This is a genomic window from Bacillus cereus group sp. BfR-BA-01382, from assembly GCF_022663475.1.
Lineage (GTDB): Bacteria > Bacillota > Bacilli > Bacillales > Bacillaceae_G > Bacillus_A > Bacillus_A thuringiensis_S.
Window position 1 is genome coordinate 105,710 of sequence record NZ_JAKUFQ010000002.1, and the last position, 21,055, is coordinate 126,764.

The following is a 21,055-nucleotide window of genomic DNA, read 5'->3' on the forward strand; positions in this document are numbered from 1 at the left end:
AAAGAAGGAGAATAGTCATGAAAAAATTTCCATTCAAAGTACTAACTTTAGCTACATTAGCAACTGTTATAACTGCTACTACCGGTAACACTATTCATGCATTTGCACAAGAAACGACCGCTCAAGAACAAAAAGTAGGCAATTATGCATTAGGCCCCGAAGGACTGAAGAAAGCATTAGCTGAAACAGGGTCTCATATTCTAGTAATGGATTTATACGCAAAAACAATGATTAAGCAACCAAATGTAAATTTATCTAATATCGATTTAGGCTCAGAGGGGGGAGAGTTGCTCAAAAATATTCACCTTAATCAAGAGCTGTCACGAATCAATGCGAATTACTGGTTAGATACAGCGAAGCCACAGATTCAAAAAACTGCTCGTAATATTGTAAATTACGATGAACAATTTCAAAATTATTACGACACATTAGTAGAAACTGTACAAAAGAAAGATAAGGCAGGTCTAAAAGAGGGTATAAATGATTTAATTACTACAATCAATACAAATTCAAAAGAAGTTACAGATGTGATTAAGATGCTACAAGACTTCAAAGGGAAACTATATCAAAATTCTACAGATTTTAAAAATAATGTTGGTGGTCCAGATGGGAAAGGTGGATTAACTGCAATATTAGCAGGTCAACAGGCAACGATTCCACAACTTCAAGCTGAAATTGAGCAACTTCGTTCTACACAGAAAAAACATTTTGATGATGTATTAGCATGGTCAATTGGTGGTGGATTGGGAGCAGCTATTTTAGTTATTGCAGCTATTGGAGGAGCGGTAGTTATTGTTGTAACTGGCGGTACAGCAACACCGGCTGTTGTTGGTGGACTCTCGGCTCTTGGTGCAGCTGGTATCGGTCTAGGAACTGCGGCTGGTGTCACAGCATCTAAGCATATGGACTCCTATAATGAAATTTCTAACAAAATCGGAGAATTAAGTATGAAAGCAGATCGTGCTAATCAAGCAGTTCTTTCGCTTACTAACGCGAAAGAAACATTGGCATATTTATATCAGACTGTAGATCAAGCGATATTGTCTCTAACAAATATTCAAAAGCAATGGAATACAATGGGCGCAAATTATACAGATTTACTGGATAATATCGATTCTATGCAAGACCACAAATTCTCTTTAATACCAGATGATTTAAAAGCCGCTAAAGAAAGTTGGAATGATATTCATAAAGATGCAGAATTCATTTCAAAAGATATTGCTTTTAAACAGGAGTAGAACTGAAATTTAAAACCTAAATTGGAGGAAAATGAAATGATAAAAAAAATCCCTTATAAATTACTCGCTGTATCGACGCTATTAACTATTACAACTGCTAATGTAGTTTCACCAGTAACAACTTTTGCAAGTGAAATTGAACAAACGAACAATGGAGATACGGCTCTTTCTGCAAATGAAGCGAGAATGAAAGAGACCTTGCAAAAGGCTGGATTATTTGCAAAATCTATGAATGCCTATTCTTATATGTTAATTAAGAATCCTGATGTGAATTTTGAGGGAATTACCATTAATGGATATGTAGATTTACCTGGTAGAATCGTACAAGATCAAAAGAATGCAAGGGCACATGCTGTTACTTGGGATACGAAAGTAAAAAAACAGCTTTTAGATACATTGAATGGTATTGTTGAATACGATACAACATTTGACAATTATTATGAAACAATGGTAGAAGCGATTAATACAGGGGATGGAGAAACTTTAAAAGAAGGGATTACAGATTTGCGAGGTGAAATTCAACAAAATCAAAAGTATGCACAACAACTAATAGAAGAATTAACTAAATTAAGAGACTCTATTGGATATGATGTTAGAGCTTTTGGAAGTAATAAAGAGCTCTTGCAGTCAATTTTAAAAAATCAAGGTGCAGATGTTGATGCCGATCAAAAGCGTCTAGAAGAAGTATTAGGATCAGTAAACTATTATAAACAATTAGAATCTGATGGGTTTAATGTAATGAAGGGTGCTATTTTGGGTCTACCAATAATTGGCGGTATTATAGTGGGAGTAGCAAGGGATAATTTAGGTAAGTTAGAGCCTTTATTAGCAGAATTACGTCAGACTGTGGATTATAAAGTAACCTTAAATCGTGTAGTTGGAGTTGCTTACAGTAATATTAATGAAATGCACAAGGCGCTTGATGATGCTATTAACGCTCTTACTTATATGTCCACGCAGTGGCATGATTTAGATTCTCAATATTCGGGCGTTCTAGGGCATATTGAGAATGCAGCTCAAAAAGCCGATCAAAATAAATTTAAATTCTTAAAACCTAATTTAAATGCAGCGAAAGACAGTTGGAAAACATTACGAACAGATGCTGTTACATTAAAAGAAGGAATAAAGGAATTAAAAGTGGAAACTGTTACTCCACAAAAATAGGGAAATATTAATTCTGCGTAAAGTGAACTAAAACATAGAAAGTCTATGATTACACTGTTAAACAGAAAAGTAATAATTAATAAATCCTTATATAACAGAAAGGCGGAGTCTCATTAAAGACTTCGCCTTTCAATTATATATAAGTATGATTCGAATAAAAAATAACCTTGTAGTTTAATTGCTTTTTTAAAATTTGCAACAGAATCGGTTAATTTGAAGCAGATTATATACATTTTCTTTAATACTTAATGATTTGAAGGCTGCTAAAGAAAGTTCAAACGATACTGATAAAAGATGTAGAACTCATTTTGAAAGACATCGCTTTTTAATAAGATTAGAACTTGAAACCATACCTTATATAGGAGGAATACGAAATGATGAAAAAAATCCCTAATAAACTACTCGCTGTATCAGCGTTTTTAACTATAACAACTACTTATGCAGTCATACCACTAGAAACTTTTGCGATTGAAATTGAACAAACGAACAATGAAAATATATCTCTTTCAGCAAATGAAGAACAGATGAAAAAAGCTTTGCAAGATGCTGGTTTATTTGCAAAAGCTATGAATGAATATTCTTATTTGCTAATTAATAATCCAGATGTGAGTTTTGAAGGAATAACTATTAATGGAAATGCAGATTTACCTAGTAAAATTGTACAAGATCAAAAGAATGCAAGAGCACATGCTGTTACATGGAATACACAAGTGAAAAAACAGCTTTTTGATACATTGACAGGCATTATAGAATACGATACAAAATTTGAAAATTATTATGAAACATTAGTAGAGGCGATCAATAATGGAAATGGAGATACTTTAAAAAAAGGGATTACAGATTTACAGGGAGGAATTCAACAAAATCAAAAGTCTGCAAAAGCATTAATAGAAGAATTAATTCAATTAAAAAATGCTATTGGAGAAGATGTTAGAACATTTGGAAGTCATAAAGAGACATTGCAATCGATTTTAAAAAACCAAGGTGCTGATGTGGAGGCTGACCAAAAGCGTCTAGAGGACCTTTTAGGACAAGTAAAATATCAGAAAGACATAGAATCTAAGGGGTTAGACATGGTAAAAATCCCCTTTATTCCAACCTTGATTGCTGGTGGCATAATGATAGGTGATGCAAGAGGTAAGTTAGGTTGGCTAGAACCTGAATTAGCAAAATTGCGTCAGACTGTAGATTATAAAATAACATTGAATCGTGTAGTTGGAGTTGCATTTCATAATATTAGTGATATGCATAGTACGCTTGATAGTGCTATCACTGCTCTTACTTATATGTCTACGCAATGGGAGGATTTAGATTCTCAATATTCGGGTGTACTGGGACATATTGATAAAGCTGATCAAAAAGCTGATCAAAATAAATATAAATTCTTAACCCCTAGCTTGAATGCAGCGAAAAACAGTTGGAAAACATTAAAAACAGATGTTGTCACTTTGCAAGAAGGGATAAAAATTGCAGAGAAAAAAGAACAGGATTTTTTGAATCAGCTTCGTCCATCAAACGTTTTCTACTTTTATAAAAAAATTCATAACGCATACACTTTTGAAATAAAGACTGGAACAAATGCGCCAAATGCGTCTTATAAAGTTATGAATTTAACTAAAAACACTGTTCATAATATGTGGAGTGGAGGGGCTAATACTAACATGTGGGCTGATTGGCTTTCATTCAATCCAAATGATGAATTTGCGGTAGTAGCAGTAGTGGATGGTAAAGAATATGTTGTGTATAAAGACAAAGTACAAAATATAATGAACTGAATCTGAAAGTAACGAAGTAATTGGAGCTGGAGAATAAACTAGACACCAAGTTAATTGAAAAATCTCCTTATATCCTAGAATATTTTGCTCAAGAAAAAGAATTTGTTCAGCGAAAAAGTAAATATTGAACCAAGGAGTTAGTTGTATTATGTGTATGGTTTTACCGAAAGGTTTCAAGTACATTACTCATACAATTATGTAGTTATCCTGAAGCATCTACAGGTGTTCTTATCGACCTTGAAGAACTACTTAGCTTCCTAAGTGGAGTGACTTTATGCAAAATTAAGTGAACGTTTTTGTACATAGATTAGTTGACATTTATATAGATTTTTTCCATTTTCAAAGATAGTTTTGTTTTTTTATGTTATTTTTCAAAAATTACTGTTGAAGTTTCTATATTCATGACTCAGCATATAATCATTGTTTAATGAAATGACATACCACGTCCCTTAGAGTTTCATACGTATTACGATAACTTAAAGAAAAAAGATAATAGTAGTCAACGGTTACTATTATCTTTTTTGAACTATTTTTCATTAAAATATCTCATCTGCTGTGCTCCTTATTTACTTTTCCAGATTTTATCCTAGTTTAAAATTTATGCATTTGAACTGTTTATACAATTTGTAGGATTTTTAGCTTTTTTGTCGAATACACTTAATGCAAGGAGGGACATTACATGATTATTAAAGATTATTTCATCAACCTTTCTATTTTTTCTTTATTAGTTAGCGCAGCAATATTTATTCAAGTGTTTACAATTAATTCTAGTCGATATTTCGAAAAGCTCTATGGAGGGATTATTGCAGTTACGTTAATGTTCTTTTCTTTTCCATACATGGGATTTTCTTACGATCTTCGGGTTGTTCCTCTTATTCTATCTTTTATTTACTTTGGTCGTATTGCTGGTTGGATTACGTTAATTAGCATAATTGTAATGCGTATCTTTTACACAGGAGGGTACTGGGAACCTCCTGTGATTGCTTATTTAGGTATGGGGATTCTATTTTCTACCTTTAAAACTTATTTTAAAAAACTACATCCTTTTAAAAGTGCATCGTTATATTTTTCTGTTTTTATTGGAATAAAGTGGTTAGTTGGCGTATTATTTAATACTACATTACTTTACACAGGAGGCTTATTATATATAGCGTTAGGACTTTTAATTGGGCTATTTCTTATGGAAGCCTACCAGAGATTGTATTATTTAACACAGGACTTATCTAAAATGAATCGAGAATTAAAAAAATCGAAGCAAGAACTTGCAGATACCGTACATGAGCTTCAAGGAGGAATTTTTAAATTTAAAAAAGTGGATAAGCACTTTATACACACTTTATGTGATGGACAGTTTTATTATCAAAACGGATTTTATTCTGAACAGGTGGTAGGAAAAAGCTTACGTACTATTGATGCTTCTATTGTTCCTCCACATTTAGTTCCACAATTGATGAAGTACTATCTTCAGGCATGGGAAGGAAAAGAAATTATATTTGAATTACCTTGGCCAAATGATAAAACTATTATTCTTATTGCGCTTAGGCCGATTAAACGAAATGGACAAGTTATTGAAGTTGTTGGTTCTACAGTTGATATAACCGAAAGGAAAAAGGTAGAATCAGAATTAAGCGCTACCAAAGAATTATTGGAATCATTTATAAAGCACAATCTAGATGCTATTACCATTTCTGATCGAGAAGGGCATATTTTACAAGCAAATAAAGCTTATGAAAAGATATTTGGGTGGTCATCACAAGAAATCATAGGTAAGAGATTACCTTGTGTACCAGATTTTTTAATGGAAGAATCGCTTAAAAATATTCAGAAAATTCTAACAGGCGAATCTGTGGTTACTAGATTAGAAACTGTTAGACAAAGGAGCGATGGGAGTCTTCTTGATGTCAGTCTGACAGTTTCTCCTATACTAGATGTAAGAGGAAATGTGATAGCTTTATCAGCAATATGTAGAGACATCTCTGAAAGAAAACAAGCAGAAAGAGAACGACATCGATTACACCAGCAATTAAGAGATAGTGAAATGAAGTACCGTGCACTAATTGAACAAGCAACTGATGCGGTATATGTAGTAGAGCTGAATGAAGATAATGCTCCAAGTCGATTTATTGAGGTAAACCCTGTTGGGTGTAGAAGATTTGGATATAGTAGAGAAGAGTTGCTCTCATTATCATTTTCAAATATAGTACCACAAGATTCTCAAATGATCGTAAGGCTATTAGAAAAAATTAAAAAGGGACAAACTTCCTTCACTTTGCAAGATGAATATGTTTTTCCAACAGGAAAAGTAATAACAGCTGAGTTTAGTGTTCGTGTTTTTAACTTAAATGGTAAAAAGGTTTTCCTAAGTATTTCTCGTGATATCACTGAACGGCTAAAAACAGAAGAATTATTACGAAAATCTGAAAAACTTGCTGTTGTAGGACAATTAGCGACTGCAATGGCTCATGAGATTAATAATCCATTAACTGCAATGAAAGGGTTCATGCAATTACTAAAATCAACAGAAAATGAGAATAATCAGGGTTATATTAATATAGTATCATCAGAGATTGAGCGTATAGAGAGCATAACAACTGAATTTATGGCGGTAGCCAAACCACAGGTGGTAAAAATACAACCTAATGATATTAGTGTGCTAATGGATCAAGTTTTAATGCTACTACAACCTCAAGCAATGATGCATAATATAAAATTTAGAATCGATCTTAACCCTGGTATTCCATTGATTTCATGTGAAGGAAATCAATTAAAACAAGTATTTGTTAATATATTAAAAAATGCAATTGAATCTATGCCGATGGGAGGGGAAATTCTGATTCAAATAAATATACTTGATAATAATCAAGTAAGAATTCGTTTTATCGATCAAGGGTGTGGGATTCCAAAAGAACGTATACCATACCTTGGAGAACCTTTTTATAGTATTAAAGAAGAGGGGGTTGGCTTAGGGTTAATGATCTGTTATAAAATCATTGAAACACATCAGGGAAAGGTATTTATTGAGAGTGAAGTGAATAAGGGGACTACAGTTGAAGTCACTCTCCCTATTTGTACACTTCAAAATTAATATATTCTTTTACTGAAATTTTTAAAGAAACCATACAGAATGTAATGCTAATGTTACTTAATGAAATAATAAAGAGAAGAACACTGGTAAATTTACCCTATAGAATAGACAATTGAAAAAGCTTGTTATAAAAACATCCTTTCTTTAGAACTAAAAGAAAGGATGTTTTTAATATTGTAATTATGCTCGAAAACATTTCTTATTTTTACTTTTAATACATTTTTTAACTAATTTTGGTTAAGTTATTTTCAAAGGCGTTATTATTAATTCAATAAGTATATTTACATATCACCATCCCTAATTTTAAAAATAGCAATTTCCTGAAAACTATATATAGTTTCTTTCTGAAAGGAAGGGTATTATCAATTGAAACCACATGAAAGAATATCTGTTTACTCTATAGAATCTTTGCAGGATTTAATGAAATTACTAAAAAAATCTAAAGATTTTATAACGTTGGAAATTGCTTCTAATAATTCCTCTATAGTCATTTCATATTTTAGAACATTAATCGATGTAAATATATTTCATGAAGAGGTTTTGACTTATATAAAAGAGAAGAGCTTCGATTCGTTACAAGATATTCACTCTGTCTTACCTTTTGAGAATTCAAAAATAACAAATCAAATGGAAGATATTCAGGATAGTATTTTAAATGGCTATATACTGATTCAGTTCGATACAGATAAATTAAATTGTTTGTTAGTAAATGTGTCAAAGAAAGAAAAAAGGGATATTACAAAAGCCGAAATTGAATACAATATTGTGGGTCCGCAAATCGCATTTGTCGAAGATTTAGATGTAAATTTAAATTTAGTACGTAGAAAGCTTCCAACACCTTATTTACAAATGAAAGAATTGAAAGTAGGATCTCTCTCTAACACAACTGTTGCGATTGTATTTATTGAGGGAATTGTAAATGATCAAAATCTACAAGAAATTATAAAAAGGGTAAGTCAAATAAAAACAGACCATGTTTTGGATAGTACTTATTTGATGCAGTTAATTGCAGACAACCCGAATTCTATATTCCCTCAATTTTTGAATACAGAACGTCCGGACCGTGTGGCAGCTGTATTAGCAGAAGGGAAAATTGCACTTTTTGTAGATGGCTCGCCTTATGCTATCACTCTTCCAACAACATTAATTGACTTTTTTTCTACGACAGAAGATTACACCATGCCTTGGATTATTTCCTCCTTTTTTCGACTGCTAAGGCTTTTTGCTTTTATTTTTTCTGTCTTAACAACTCCATTATATGTTGCAATTTTAACATATCATTACGAGCTAATTCCGAGAGAACTTCTTGAAACGTTAATCATATCGAGAAGTAAAGTACCTTTTCCTCCAGTTATTGAAGCACTTTTTTTAGAAATAACGATTGAATTACTGAGAGAAGCGGGGGCACGTTTACCAACTAAAGTGGGTCTAACTGTCGGTATAGTAGGTGGTATTGTAATTGGACAGGCATCGGTAGAGGCAAGTCTTACAAGTAATGTACTTATTATCATTGTTGCACTTTCAGCCCTTAGCTCATTTACAGCACCAATATATCGAATTGGTAATACAATTCGAGTAATTCGTTTTCCTTTTATAATCGCCGCACACCTGTTGGGTTTATTAGGAATTGTTTTAACAAGCTCTTTGCTTTTAGCACGTTTATTACGTACAGAATCATTAAGACGTCCTTATTTGTTTCCTTTTTATCCTACACGCCTTACAGATTGGAAAGACAGTATTGTACGTATGCCGATTTCAGCGATGTTTCGACGTCCTATTTTTTCAAGGTCTAAACAGCGTTTTCGCTTTAATCCAGAAGAGGTAGAGAAAAATAAAATACTATCAAGAAATGATTTTGATGATTGAATTTAACAGGGAGGAGCATTATGAAACAGATCCCAATTGAGTATCAAGTCTCTCCATATATGGTATTTTTTTTAATTATTACTATACAGATGGGGGTTGGTATGCTTGGTTTTGAAAGGATTAGTGCAAAATTAGTTGGAAATGATGCGTGGATTAGCACGCTACTTTTTGGAATATCTGTTAATCTTATGATTTGGATCATATATCAGATTTTAAATCAGGGTAATGGAGACATCATTGCAATCAATCAAAACGTACTTGGAAAATGGATTGGTGGAATATTCAACTTCATTTTTTTATCCTATATTGTATTGTTAGGTGCAACAACACTACATACTTATATCGAAGTAGTACATGTTTGGATGTTTCCTTCTATTTCATCTTGGGTTATAGCTGGGGCTTTTTTGGGTTTATGCTATTACATTGTTACTGGAGGATTTCGTGTAGTTGCCGGAATCGGTTTCTTTGGAATCGTTATCCCAAGCATTCTAATCTTCACATTTTTTTATCCTTTGCAGTATGCAGATTTCCGAAATTTATTTCCAATTGCACAGCATTCATTCCTAGAAATTATGAAAGGAATGAAAGGAAATATGTTTAGTTTTTTTGGATTTGAAATGTTATTGCTGTACTACCCATTTATTAAAAAGGCAAAAACGTCTCAAAAATATGCGCACTATGCAAATTTAGTAACGACTATTGTCTACACATACCTTATGATTTTAACTCTTGCGTTTTTTAGTGAAAAACAACTAGCGAGTGCGATATGGGCATATTTAAGCATGATTAAAATTATACAATTTCCCTTTATAGAGCGGTTTGAATACATTATTGTTTCTGTTTGGGCTTTTTTTATATTACCCAATGTTTCCTTTACATTATGGGGAGTAAGTCGTGGTATAAAAGAGGCACTGGGAATAAAGCAAAAATATGTTTTGCCAGTTATCATCCTATTCATCTTTGTTTTATCATTTTTCTTGAATAACCGTAATAAAATTAACTTATTAAATACTTGGACAGGTCAAATGGGCTTTATATATATATATGTATACCTACCTGTACTATGGCTAATTCAAACCGCCAAAATAAAGTTAAGGAGATAAACATGAAGCGATGGATACTTTTCCTTATAGTAAGTGTCTTCTTAATAGGTTGTGCTAAAACGAAAATTGTGGATGACATTGACTTAGTTCAAGTTGCGGCATATGATACCGAAGCAAAAGGTAAGCTAAAAGGAACCTTTGCGATTTCAGCTTATAAAGGAGGCGGGGAAGGTGAAACGAAAATCTATTCAGCATCAGGCCAGACTGGTAGAGAAGTTCTTGCAAGAGCATCCGAAAAATCTTCTGGACCTCTAGAGTTGGGGCAATTGCGTGTTATTATATTTAATGAAAAAATAATTGAAAAGGGAATGCAGGAAATTTTAGAGACTTTGAATCGAAATCCTAGTGTAGGAAATGCAATTTATTTAGCAATTACAAATGTAAAAGGGGAATCACTATTAAAGGGGAACTATTCTGAAGAAAAAGAAATTGCTTCCTATCTATCCTCTTTACTGGAGCAAAATATGGATAATGGAACGCAGCCAAAAACAAATTTTTTTATGTTTTTAAACCAACTTAATGATGATGCGAGAGATTCATATTTACCGATAATATCTAAAAAAGGTAATGTGTTGGAGTTAGATGGAATAGCACTTTTTAAAAGATGTAAAATGGTTGATAAAGTAAACCCTAAAGATTTATTTGTATTTAAATTGTTGACAGATAATTTTAAACAAGGTACATACCAATTCAAACTACCTGGTTCCCCAAATACTTACGCCACGATAGAGAATATAAAAGCTAGAACAAAATATAAGATGGAGGGGAATAGTAAGCATCCATTCGTAAATGCTCATATTCAAGTTAAAGCTGAAATTCAAGAATTTACAAAAACAAAAAATCTAGATAATCCTAAAGAAATAAAAAAATTAGAAAAAATTATGGAAAAAGAAATAGAGAAAAAAGCAACTACATTGATAAAGAGATTTATTAAAAAAGACACAGATCCTATAGGACTTAGAAAGCTTGGTAGAACTCACGTAAGAAAATGGAACAGTCAAGAATGGGAAGAATCCTATAAACATTTACGTTTTCGTGTAACAGCTGATGTAAAAGTAACCCAATCTGGTGTTACAGAATAAATCAAATAAGATATGGGGAATTTTAATGAAAAAATATAGTCTCGCAGGAGATTAGGGAGAAGAGAAACGATTAACAAAGAATTTCATAAACATTAAGATGCTTTGTTAATCGTTTTTATACCTGTAGCTTTATCACTTATAGTAATCATAATTATAATAAAAGAACACCGAAACAAATTCCCGATACCACATAATTATAAGAGGAAAATAAAGCATCAAGATATAATGTATGCTTTGTCTGGAAAAAAGAATTAAGTACTTCAAGGTTAAACACTTAACTTTAAAGTAGTTGTAGCACTTCAACTAGACTGTGCCCCCGAAAGTTAGAAAGGTCGGTTTATTAAGTAGTCTCTAGGGAATGAGCCTAGTACAATACTGGATTCATTTCCTTTTATTTTTCCTTGATTCTTTCATGATTATAGTACTTTATCTACTTTATCTACTTTGCTAATTCTTGTTAATTCTGTTATACTTTCAAATTCTTTCGATACAGAAATAGACATACAAAAACGCCATTCTTTCTTATAAATCTACAGAAAGAATGGCGTATTCTTCAAAAGTGAGTTCCTTTATTGAAAAGCTTTAGTTCTATATGACAGATAAAAGGGCAAGCAACGCTAAAATAGCGAGAAATCCTTGTTTCATGATAATTGATTTATTGGATGTGAAACCTCCGAAAATAGCTGCTACCACTACACAAATGATGAAAAATAATTGAATCATATAACCAATGGGATTATTTCCAAGTATAAGTCCCCGAATGAGGCCAGCTGCTAAGAATTCATTATATAAACCGTTTGCAAATTAATTGTCTAAGTATTTCTAAGTTTAAAGAGTACAGTGTCTTCGTTTTTTATTGAATCAACTTTTACATGTTGGTTCAATATTTTCTATTCTCTTGGAACTTAGTTCTCGTTTACTTCTCACAAAAGCAATAAAATCTATTATCTCTTCTGTTGACAGTGCTTCTCCATCTATTAAAAGTGTTGGATCTGGATCGTTTAGGAGTCTTGTAATATCAATTACATCTTTGTTTTGATGTGAATGTTCAATTCGACCTAATATATAATCTACAGATGTATCAAATAAATCGGCTATTTTTGATAAAGATTGTAATGAAGGTAATCTATAACCATTTTCATACCCGGCATAGGTGCTTTTCGCAATCCCAAGTCGATCTGCTGTCTCTTGTAAGGACCATTTTTGATTTTTTCTTAATTTAGATAAACGTTCCAGCATTCGTCTCATACCCCATCTAATTTTATTAAATTAATTATAACATAGAAAAAGAATCAAGAATAGAAAAAAGTACGCGTATTGAATACAAAATCTTGATTAATTCAAATTAAGTTCTATAATGATAAATATAAATACGCATTACGCGAACGATATATCGTTGTTTATTTTATGGAGGGGTTGTGTATGAAGAAAATTTTATTACTTGCAACTGGTGGGACAATTGCATCTGTGGAGGGGAATGAGGGGCTTGTTCCAGGATTGTCCGCTGAGGAATTATTGAATTATTTTTCGAAGTCTTCTCGAAACTTAGAAATAGATTGCAAAATCTTAATGAATATTGATAGTACCAATATGCAACCTGAGCACTGGAAAGAAATAGCTAATGCTGTTTTTAATCACTATGATGACTATGACGGGTTTGTGATTACACATGGAACGGATACGTTAGCTTATACATCTTCCGCGTTATCTTATATGCTTCAAGGTTTAAGAAAACCAGTTGTTTTAACAGGTTCACAAGTACCTATTAGTTTTAAAAAGACAGACGCAAAGAAAAATGTAGCTGATGCTCTTAGATTTGCCTGTGAGGATGTTGGGGGTGTGTTTATTGTTTTTGATAGTAGGGTGATTATTGGGACGAGAGCAGTTAAAATGCGAACAAAAAGTTATGATGCATTTGAAAGTGTGAATTATCCATATGTTGCTGAGGTAAATGAAGATGAACTGAAATATCATTGGAAGCCAAAGTCCTCCCATAATGAACTTTCAATAAATACTAATTTATGTACGGATGTTTTTCTTATGAAATTGTATCCAGGTACAAAACCAGAGATATTTGATTGTTTAAAAGATTTGTATAAAGGGGTTATTATTGAAAGTTTTGGTAACGGTGGATTACCTTTTGAAGGAAGGAACTTGCTTTCGAAAATTCAAGAGTTGACTGAAATGGGGATTGCTGTAGTGATTACTACTCAATGCCTGGAAGAAGGAGAAGACATACTTCTCTATGAAGTAGGACGGAAAGTGGCACAACATCAAGTAATATTATCTGGAGATATGAATACGGAAGCCATCATAGCAAAATTGATGTGGGCGCTTGGGAAAACTAATAAATTAGAAGAGATTAAAAAAATTATTGAAGAGCCTTTAGCCTACGATTTAACAATAAAATCTGATAAGGATTGGTAATGACTTCATATGATTTATTTAGGTTTTACATTTAATATGGGGGAGAAATTAAAATGGCAATGACAAACAAGAACGTGCGAGTGGAGAATGATTTTTTGGGAGGAAAGGAATTACCTATTGAGGCATATTACGGAATTCAAACTTTACGCGCTGTTGAAAATTTCCCGATTACAGGGTATAAAATTCATGAAAGTTTAATTAAAGCGTTCGCAGTTGTAAAAAAAGCTGCAGCGCTTGCCAATACAGATGTAGGAAGATTGGAATTAAACAAGGGCGGTGCCATCGCAGAAGCTGCTCAAGAAATTCTTGATGGAAAATGGCATGATCATTTCATCGTAGATCCAATCCAAGGCGGAGCGGGTACTTCAATGAACATGAATGCAAATGAAGTCATGGCCAATCGTGCTCTTGAATTATTAGGGATGGAAAAGGGAGACTATCATTATATTAGTCCAAATAGTCATGTAAACATGGCGCAATCAACAAACGATGCATTCCCAACGGCGATTCATATTGCAACATTAAACGCATTAGAAGGCTTATTACAAACGATGGGTTATATGCACGATATATTTGAATTAAAAGCAGAACAGTTCGACCATGTGATTAAAATGGGTCGTACACATTTACAAGACGCTGTGCCAATTCGTCTTGGACAAGAATTTAAAGCATATTCTCGCGTACTTGAACGTGATATGAAACGTATTCAACAATCGCGTCAACACTTATATGAAGTAAATATGGGGGCAACTGCAGTTGGTACAGGCTTAAATGCAGATCCAGAATATATTGAAGCAGTTGTAAAACATTTAGCTGCAATTAGTGAACTCCCGCTTGTCGGTGCAGAAGATTTAGTAGATGCGACGCAAAATACGGATGCGTATACTGAAGTATCTGCAGCACTGAAAGTATGTATGATGAATATGTCTAAAATTGCGAATGACCTTCGCTTAATGGCATCAGGTCCTCGTGTTGGTTTAGCTGAAATTATGTTACCAGCTCGCCAACCAGGTTCTTCTATTATGCCAGGGAAAGTAAACCCTGTTATGCCAGAAGTAATTAATCAAATTGCGTTCCAAGTAATTGGTAATGACCATACAATTTGCCTTGCTTCAGAAGCAGGACAATTAGAATTAAACGTTATGGAACCAGTACTTGTTTTCAACTTACTGCAATCGATTAGCATTATGAATAACGGTTTCCGTGCCTTTACAGATAATTGCTTAAAAGGAATTGAAGCGAATGAAGATCGCTTAAAAGAGTATGTTGAGAAAAGTGTAGGAATTATTACAGCCGTGAACCCTCATATCGGTTATGAAGCAGCAGCTCGCGTTGCGAAAGAAGCAATCGCGACAGGGCAATCCGTTCGAGAACTTTGTGTGAAAAATGGTGTACTGTCACAAGAAGACTTAGAATTAATTCTAGATCCATTCGAAATGACACACCCAGGGATTGCAGGAGCAACTCTTTTAAAGAAAAATTAAAAGAAGAGGGGGGAGAAGTCCCTCCTCTTTGTTTACAATATAAGGATGTTATACGTGAATAGAGGTAGAGAGATTATAAGTAAGTATACAGTGGCGTTTAATGGTTCATAGAAACAAAATTAAGAGGAGCAGCAATATAATCAACATCACTTTTAAATAAAGAGGATTTATTAAAACATCCTATCATGTTAACAACAAGTTTACATGAATCTTTATAAATAACTATGACCAACCATGAATCAATAGTTGGCCATAATGATCTTAAAGACCCATATCTTTTAATCCAGGACTATGCTCATTTGGCATTTCAGGAAGTTCTGGTACAGGAAAACCTTTTGGCGGGTCAGTTACTGCTAATGTTCCTTTGTTTCTACTTGGTGATTCACCTTGGAATATTTCTCCCATTCTTGTTGGATCTAAGCTAAAATTAAATTGTGCGTTATGGAATCCCATGTCTACATACTTTCTGCACTCTGGGTATTTATTAATATCATAGTTCGGCACAGGGAAGAGTTTTCCCCATTCAACACCCAATGTCTCTAAAGCTTTTGCGAAAGCATTTTGATGTGCATTATCACGTACAATTAAAAATGCAAGAGTTTCTCTAAATGTTTGATTAGAACTCATTTCATAAATTCTAGTCTTTTGAAGTACGCCTGTAGATTCAAGTACGACATTATCTAGTAAATCGCTAATTAAGTTTCCATGACTATATACCCAAGATCCATTCCACGGATTTCCAGCTGCATCAACAGGCAATGAACTTTGAGCACCTACAATAAAGTGGTGAGGGTTTGCATGTTTAACCGCTTCATCAAGCGGTGCTTTGTCAATACCAGCATTTCCTGGCGTAGGTTCACCAGATCCAGTTAGTAGCTGATTAATTGTATGTTGTACAAGTTCTACATGGCTTATTTCCTCTAAAAAAACACCTCGAAGTAAATCGCGATATTGCTTCTCTTTACCTCTAAAATTTGAGCTTTGGAAGAAATATTGCATCATTGTACGCATTTCCCCATAATGCCCGCCTAATATTTCTTGTAAAACTTTTGCAGCAGCTGGGTCTGGTTTATCCGGCTTAATCATATTAATTATTTCCTCTTTATAATAAAACATGAAGTACACCTCTTTTAAGTTAGTTAACATTGTTATCGTGTCCGCTATTTGGTTGCTTAATACTTTAATTCATGTTTTTACCAATTATTTATTAACTCAAAATGCAAAGTTTTTGAAAATAACTATTTTAGATGTGAGATGAAAATAGGGGATAGATACTTATCTTTTCATTAAGAATAATGAATTGTAGCTTCAAGGCTTCAGAATGACTTTTATACAATCATCTTCACGATTATTAAAAATTTGATAACCGTAGCTCGCTTCTTCAAGGGGGATTTTGTGTGTAATAATCTCTTTTGGATCAAATTCTTTATTTGTTATTTTTTTAAATAGTTCCGGCATAAAATGAATGACAGGTGCTTGTCCCATTTTAAGATTAATATTTCTAACCCAAAATGCCCCGAGTGGAAATGCATTATAATTGCCACCATAAACGCCAGTCATTTGAACCGTTCCATATTTCCTTACGGCTTTCGTAGCGATTTGAATAGGGCCGAGAGTTCCGCCTTGTAGTTTCAATTTTTGTTCCAGAAATTCTAGAGGCGATTTTTTTCCATCCATTCCCACGCAATCAATGACTACATCGGCACCGCCATGTGTAATTTCCTTTAAATGTTCTCCCATATCTGGAAATTTTGTAAACTCAAATACCTCAACATTGTTAATCTTTTTTGCGTAATTCATTCGATAATCTAAGTAATCCACTGCTATTACGCGCTTAGCACCTTGCATCCAGGCAAATTTTTGTGTCATTAATCCAACAGGTCCACAACCAAGGACGATAACGGTATCACCTGGTTTAACGCCTGCGTTTATTACACTCCAATAGGCTGTTGGTAAAACATCTGATAAAAATAGTAGGGATTCATCTTCAAGATCGCATGATTCCGGTATAACAAATGGAGTGAAATTTCCAAAAGGAACTTTTAAATATTCTGCTTGTCCGCCTGGATGATTACCAAATTTCTCCGTATAACCAAAGTATCCACCAGAATCGTAATGAGGGTTTGAGTTATCACATTGACTTTCCATTTCATGTTGGCAATAGAAACAATGTCCACAAGAAACGTTGAAGGGGATGACAACACGATCGCCTTTTTTCACTTTAGTGACATCTGGCCCGACTTCTTCAACGATTCCCATTGGTTCATGGCCGATAATGTATCCTTGAGGTAAGGGCATGTTACCTTGATATAAATGTAAATCAGAACCGCAAATAGCGGTTGAAGTAATTCTTACAATAATATCATCTTTTTTCTCTAACTTTGCATCATCAACTTGTTTAACTTGTACTTGATTTGGTCCTTGATAGGTTACAGCTTTCATCTCATATCTCCTTTTGGATTATGTCTCAAAACATAATTTTATTTAATCTCTTGGTGAAATAGAAATCTTTCTTTTATATACTGAAGGGAATTAGGAAGTATACATAGTGTTGTTATGAAAGTATGTTATATCAGTTATTCTTTCTTATATGTTTTGCCCTACTTTAAGAAAAAAATCAATTTTTATTCATAATCTAATTCCCACAAAAAGGATAATTATTATTTCATAATTTGTAGCATATTAAAAACATCGGAGGTGAAACAATATGGCAAACAATAATAGTGGAAGTCGTAATGAATTGTTAGTTGGAGGTGCTGAACAGGCCCTTGATCAAATGAAATATGAAATTGCACAAGAGTTTGGTGTACAACTTGGTGCAGATACAACAGCTCGTTCAAACGGATCTGTTGGTGGTGAAATTACAAAACGTTTAGTAGCAATGGCTGAACAACAACTTGGTGGTAGAGCTAACCGCTAAGTAAATTGGCATACAATATAGCAGATATGTAAATCAATTTCTTTTGTATATGTATAAAAATAAAAACCCTTATAGTAAATGGATTCTCACTCAAAGATTATTGATAATCTTCTTTCATAATCTTTGAGTATTTAATTTGTAAACTACTTTCCTAAACAATAAACACGCAGTGTTGGAAAGGTGTTTTCCATGCATAGTAGAAAATCTTTTGCAGGAAAAAGCATACTTAAAAATTTGATTTCAATATTGAAATCAATATTGATTATGATATTTTCGAAAGGGAGGAATTTAAAAATGGGTATTTTAAGTGGAAATCCTCAAAATGAACCGTTACATTACGGAGAAGTATTTGATATTTGGAGTTATCTTCTAGCTGCACAAGGTGGAATCGCAAGCCATCAAGTGTTTATGAATCACACAGGTGACGAAGATTTGAAGAAGTTTTTAGAAAGCTTAATTGAAAATGATATGAACTCGGAAATAGAAGAGTTAAAAACTCTTTTAAAGGTTAATGGCGTAGCTTTACCGCCTGCTCCTCCAGAACGACCAGTTGCATCTATCGAAGACATTCCCCCAGGGGCACGTATTAATGATGCTGAAATAGCAGCAGCTGTTTCTACAGGATTAGCAGCTGGACTTGTGACATGTAGTCAAGTGATGGGAAAATGTCTTCGAGAAGATGTAGGGATGTTATTCGGACAATTTCATATGAAAAAAGCGCAAGCAGGTGTAACTTTGCTGCGTTTAAGTAAGAAAAAAGGGTGGGTAGTTCCACCACCGTTACATGTAAGAAACTCTGATCAAGCTTAATAACCAAAAATAAAAAAGTGGCATTGGCCACTTTTTTATTTTTTAGATGTATCCCCAATTTTGGATTTATTTATTGTAGAAGAATCCATATATTCATCTGACATTTCCATAGCATATTTATCATGATGAATATGCTTGTGATTTCTTAATTCATCGTCGTTACGCAGCACTAGTCTCTTCATATAAATGTGGAAGAAAATTTCTGTTCCACCAATAATTAAAGCGGCTATAAATGAAGAAAGTCCAATATTACGAGTAGTGTCTAAATTAGTGAATAAGTATGTTAGTAACCAAATTCCGAAAAAAGTTAAGCCGAAATCTGCAATTGTAGCAATCATATTTCCGTATTTAGGTAAAATGAAGAGATCGCCGATTAAATAGGCAGCCCCTGTTAAGAAAAGAGAAATGAGTAATACTCTAGGAATTGAAATGCCTTGAAAGATACTGAGTACGATAAGTAATACTGCAGTTATCGCTGTGTATTTAATTAATAAAGCAACAATATGTTTCATCATTTTCCTCCATTATTTAAACGTATATGGAATAAAAGATTTCATTAAAAACGGGTTATGCTATATAGCGTAACCCATTTTAATCAACCTTTAATGGTAAGAAGTACAACCTGGGTAAGAAGCGGGCTTATACTACAGATAGTATTTGAGGAATATCGAGTTTTATTCACAAGGCGTAGTTCTATTCTAATAATAGAGATGTTGCCTAAGTACAGTGTTTTTTATTAAACTTAATAATTTTTTCCGTTTTGATTTTGTTTCTTAAATATAAGAATAAAAATTATTTTCATGCTTAATGTATCTTTTAGTCTACATATTTTCCATAATCGGGTAAAGCGATTTTATCAAATTCTTGAACGAGTGTTTTGAGGCTTGTTGATAGCAATTCACCCGACATCGGTATCCCATGTCCAGTAACAGCGGTTAGAGGCTTTAACTTCTCTAGCTTAATAACTGACTCTTTAGCGGCTTTCCAGTCTGTTGTTAAATAACGAGGCGGACCGCTTATTTCCTGTTCTTGAGTTATTACTTTATACAGATACTCCTGTTTCACTGTAACAAAAGCGTCCCCAGCAATTAAAGTTCGTTCTTTTTCTCGGAATAATGAAATATGCCCTGGAGTATGTCCTGGTGTATGAATCCATCTAAACTCTGGCATATGGGGAACAGTTCCATCGGTAGGTAGCGCTTTTACGTTATTTCCTAAGTCAATTGGTTCGTTTGGGAACAGAGGAGACATTTTTGCTACCATACCACCTTCAACTGTAGGGTCTGGTTCTGGATAGCTTTGTTGTCCGGTCAGGAACGGTATCTCCATCTGATGTGCATAGACGGGAACATCCCAATACTTGATGAGTTCAATTATTCCCCCAACATGATCAAAATGGCCGTGAGTTAAAATAATGGCTTTTGGGCGACTATTGGTACCAAATCGATCCTCAGCGATAGAGATAATTTTATTTGCACATTTAGGCATTCCAGCATCAACTAAAACAAAATCATTGGTCTCAGGATTTCCAGCAAAGCATATATTGACGATTTGAATCGTGTAACAAAATAAATCAGGCAATACTTCAATGCCATGACCACTTTCAATTGAAGTTGCTGGAATAAACTTGTAATCACTTCCATAATTCATTTCATTGTCCAATTTTTCTCCCCCTTAATATATTTTAATACGACATTATAGTTCCCTAATCTTGAAAATTCATTTTGGCGAATTTGAGAAAAGAATTAATGTGGGATTAAAAAACAATAATTTAGTCCTAGAATTAAGAGAGATTCATATCAATTTATATAAAGTGCAAACAGGAAATATTAATTTTACAATTGTAGTTTCTACTATTTTTTGAGGAGGGATTACGAGTTAATAAAAGATTCATCTGGATATTATAATGTAAGTTTATACAAAAATTACATAACAGTAGCTGATATAAATCCATTAAATAAGACGATTACTTGTATCGATGCTTTTCATAATCAAAGAATGTTTAAGTTTGGAGATATAATTGAAGTGAATTCGAGGGGATAAATAAAAAAGATTATCTCTTCCTAACTTAATTATATCATGTAAATCAAGTTCGAAATAG

At 33.4% G+C, this 21,055-nt stretch carries 16 protein-coding genes and 2 pseudogenes; 12 read left to right on the plus strand and 6 right to left on the minus strand.

Going from position 1 to position 21,055, the window contains the following annotated elements; genetic code table 11:
* Nucleotides 1–17 precede the first annotated feature (17 nt).
* The 8 genes and pseudogenes from hblD (at nt 18) to MR160_RS01475 (ending at nt 11,313) form a co-directional block, all read left to right on the plus strand.
* Complete coding sequence (hblD, locus tag MR160_RS01440; RefSeq protein WP_000714435.1) at nt 18–1,238, plus strand: hemolytic enterotoxin HBL lytic component L1; 1,221 nt, start codon at nt 18–20, stop codon at nt 1,236–1,238.
* Between the two features lie 36 nt (nt 1,239–1,274).
* Nucleotides 1,275–2,402, plus strand: a complete 1,128-nt coding sequence (hblA, locus tag MR160_RS01445; RefSeq protein ID WP_000591973.1) for a hemolysin BL binding component B — start codon at nt 1,275–1,277, stop codon at nt 2,400–2,402.
* A 374-nt stretch (nt 2,403–2,776) separates the two neighbouring features.
* Entirely contained in the window at nt 2,777–4,177 is a 1,401-nt protein-coding gene (gene hblB, locus MR160_RS01450; RefSeq protein ID WP_000976159.1) for a hemolysin BL regulatory component HblB, read from the plus strand.
* Nucleotides 4,178–4,197: 20 nt separating this feature from the next.
* A pseudogene (locus MR160_RS01455) lies at nt 4,198–4,425 on the plus strand (hypothetical protein); the annotation flags it as partial.
* Between the two features lie 431 nt (nt 4,426–4,856).
* Nucleotides 4,857–7,262 carry a PAS domain S-box protein gene (locus MR160_RS01460; RefSeq protein ID WP_086390633.1) on the plus strand — a complete coding sequence of 802 codons (2,406 nt, stop codon included), beginning with the start codon at nt 4,857–4,859 and terminating at the stop codon, nt 7,260–7,262.
* Between the two features lie 366 nt (nt 7,263–7,628).
* Nucleotides 7,629–9,128 (plus strand): spore germination protein, encoded by a 1,500-nt coding sequence (locus MR160_RS01465; RefSeq protein WP_000802307.1) that lies wholly within the window; start codon nt 7,629–7,631, stop codon nt 9,126–9,128.
* A 20-nt stretch (nt 9,129–9,148) separates the two neighbouring features.
* On the plus strand, nt 9,149–10,231 hold the full coding sequence (locus tag MR160_RS01470; RefSeq protein ID WP_000809703.1) for a GerAB/ArcD/ProY family transporter: 1,083 nt from the start codon (nt 9,149–9,151) through the stop codon (nt 10,229–10,231).
* Between the two features lie 2 nt (nt 10,232–10,233).
* Nucleotides 10,234–11,313 (plus strand): Ger(x)C family spore germination protein, encoded by a 1,080-nt coding sequence (locus MR160_RS01475; RefSeq protein WP_000832876.1) that lies wholly within the window; start codon nt 10,234–10,236, stop codon nt 11,311–11,313.
* A 588-nt stretch (nt 11,314–11,901) separates the two neighbouring features.
* On the opposite strand, the pseudogene MR160_RS01480 reads toward MR160_RS01475, so the two are convergent.
* Nucleotides 11,902–12,117: pseudogene (locus tag MR160_RS01480) on the minus strand (DUF1304 domain-containing protein); the annotation flags it as partial.
* Nucleotides 12,118–12,174: 57 nt separating this feature from the next.
* A complete protein-coding gene (gene ansR, locus MR160_RS01485; RefSeq protein WP_000893569.1) occupies nt 12,175–12,552 on the minus strand; it encodes an HTH-type transcriptional regulator AnsR in 378 nt (125 codons plus the stop codon).
* Between the two features lie 183 nt (nt 12,553–12,735).
* On the opposite strand from ansR, the gene ansA reads away from it, so the two are divergent.
* Nucleotides 12,736–13,740: an asparaginase gene (gene ansA, locus MR160_RS01490; protein WP_000722294.1), complete on the plus strand. Its 1,005-nt coding sequence runs from the start codon at nt 12,736–12,738 to the stop codon at nt 13,738–13,740.
* Nucleotides 13,741–13,793: 53 nt separating this feature from the next.
* A complete protein-coding gene (gene aspA, locus MR160_RS01495; RefSeq protein WP_001251916.1) occupies nt 13,794–15,224 on the plus strand; it encodes an aspartate ammonia-lyase in 1,431 nt (476 codons plus the stop codon).
* A gap of 261 nt (nt 15,225–15,485) precedes the next feature.
* On the opposite strand, the gene MR160_RS01500 is transcribed toward aspA, so the two are convergent.
* A complete protein-coding gene (locus MR160_RS01500; RefSeq protein WP_000500336.1) occupies nt 15,486–16,340 on the minus strand; it encodes a manganese catalase family protein in 855 nt (284 codons plus the stop codon).
* Between the two features lie 192 nt (nt 16,341–16,532).
* Nucleotides 16,533–17,666, minus strand: coding sequence for a zinc-dependent alcohol dehydrogenase (locus tag MR160_RS01505; protein WP_000649089.1), 1,134 nt, complete (start codon nt 17,664–17,666; stop codon nt 16,533–16,535).
* Nucleotides 17,667–17,931: 265 nt separating this feature from the next.
* On the opposite strand from MR160_RS01505, the gene sasP reads away from it, so the two are divergent.
* Entirely contained in the window at nt 17,932–18,144 is a 213-nt protein-coding gene (gene sasP, locus MR160_RS01510; RefSeq protein WP_000002835.1) for a small acid-soluble spore protein, SasP family, read from the plus strand.
* A gap of 294 nt (nt 18,145–18,438) precedes the next feature.
* Nucleotides 18,439–18,954, plus strand: coding sequence for a DUF3231 family protein (locus MR160_RS01515; RefSeq protein ID WP_000512140.1), 516 nt, complete (start codon nt 18,439–18,441; stop codon nt 18,952–18,954).
* A 35-nt stretch (nt 18,955–18,989) separates the two neighbouring features.
* Here MR160_RS01515 and MR160_RS01520 read toward each other — a convergent pair whose 3' ends face one another.
* Both MR160_RS01520 and MR160_RS01525 read right to left on the minus strand, forming a co-directional pair.
* Nucleotides 18,990–19,466, minus strand: coding sequence for a YndM family protein (locus tag MR160_RS01520; protein ID WP_000680680.1), 477 nt, complete (start codon nt 19,464–19,466; stop codon nt 18,990–18,992).
* 304 nt (nt 19,467–19,770) lie between these two features.
* Complete coding sequence (locus MR160_RS01525; protein ID WP_000368266.1) at nt 19,771–20,616, minus strand: MBL fold metallo-hydrolase; 846 nt, start codon at nt 20,614–20,616, stop codon at nt 19,771–19,773.
* Nucleotides 20,617–21,055: the final 439 nt, after the last annotated feature.

Coding starts and splice junctions, on each gene's coding strand:
- hblD (WP_000714435.1), top strand. CDS start 18: ATGAAAAAATTTCCATTCAAAGTACTAACTTTAGCTACATTAGCAACT.
- hblA (WP_000591973.1), top strand. CDS start 1,275: ATGATAAAAAAAATCCCTTATAAATTACTCGCTGTATCGACGCTATTA.
- hblB (WP_000976159.1), top strand. CDS start 2,777: ATGATGAAAAAAATCCCTAATAAACTACTCGCTGTATCAGCGTTTTTA.
- MR160_RS01460 (WP_086390633.1), top strand. CDS start 4,857: ATGATTATTAAAGATTATTTCATCAACCTTTCTATTTTTTCTTTATTA.
- MR160_RS01470 (WP_000809703.1), top strand. CDS start 9,149: ATGAAACAGATCCCAATTGAGTATCAAGTCTCTCCATATATGGTATTT.
- MR160_RS01475 (WP_000832876.1), top strand. CDS start 10,234: ATGAAGCGATGGATACTTTTCCTTATAGTAAGTGTCTTCTTAATAGGT.
- ansR (WP_000893569.1), bottom strand. CDS start 12,552: ATGCTGGAACGTTTATCTAAATTAAGAAAAAATCAAAAATGGTCCTTA.
- ansA (WP_000722294.1), top strand. CDS start 12,736: ATGAAGAAAATTTTATTACTTGCAACTGGTGGGACAATTGCATCTGTG.
- aspA (WP_001251916.1), top strand. CDS start 13,794: ATGGCAATGACAAACAAGAACGTGCGAGTGGAGAATGATTTTTTGGGA.
- MR160_RS01500 (WP_000500336.1), bottom strand. CDS start 16,340: ATGTTTTATTATAAAGAGGAAATAATTAATATGATTAAGCCGGATAAA.
- MR160_RS01505 (WP_000649089.1), bottom strand. CDS start 17,666: ATGAAAGCTGTAACCTATCAAGGACCAAATCAAGTACAAGTTAAACAA.
- sasP (WP_000002835.1), top strand. CDS start 17,932: ATGGCAAACAATAATAGTGGAAGTCGTAATGAATTGTTAGTTGGAGGT.
- MR160_RS01515 (WP_000512140.1), top strand. CDS start 18,439: ATGGGTATTTTAAGTGGAAATCCTCAAAATGAACCGTTACATTACGGA.
- MR160_RS01520 (WP_000680680.1), bottom strand. CDS start 19,466: ATGAAACATATTGTTGCTTTATTAATTAAATACACAGCGATAACTGCA.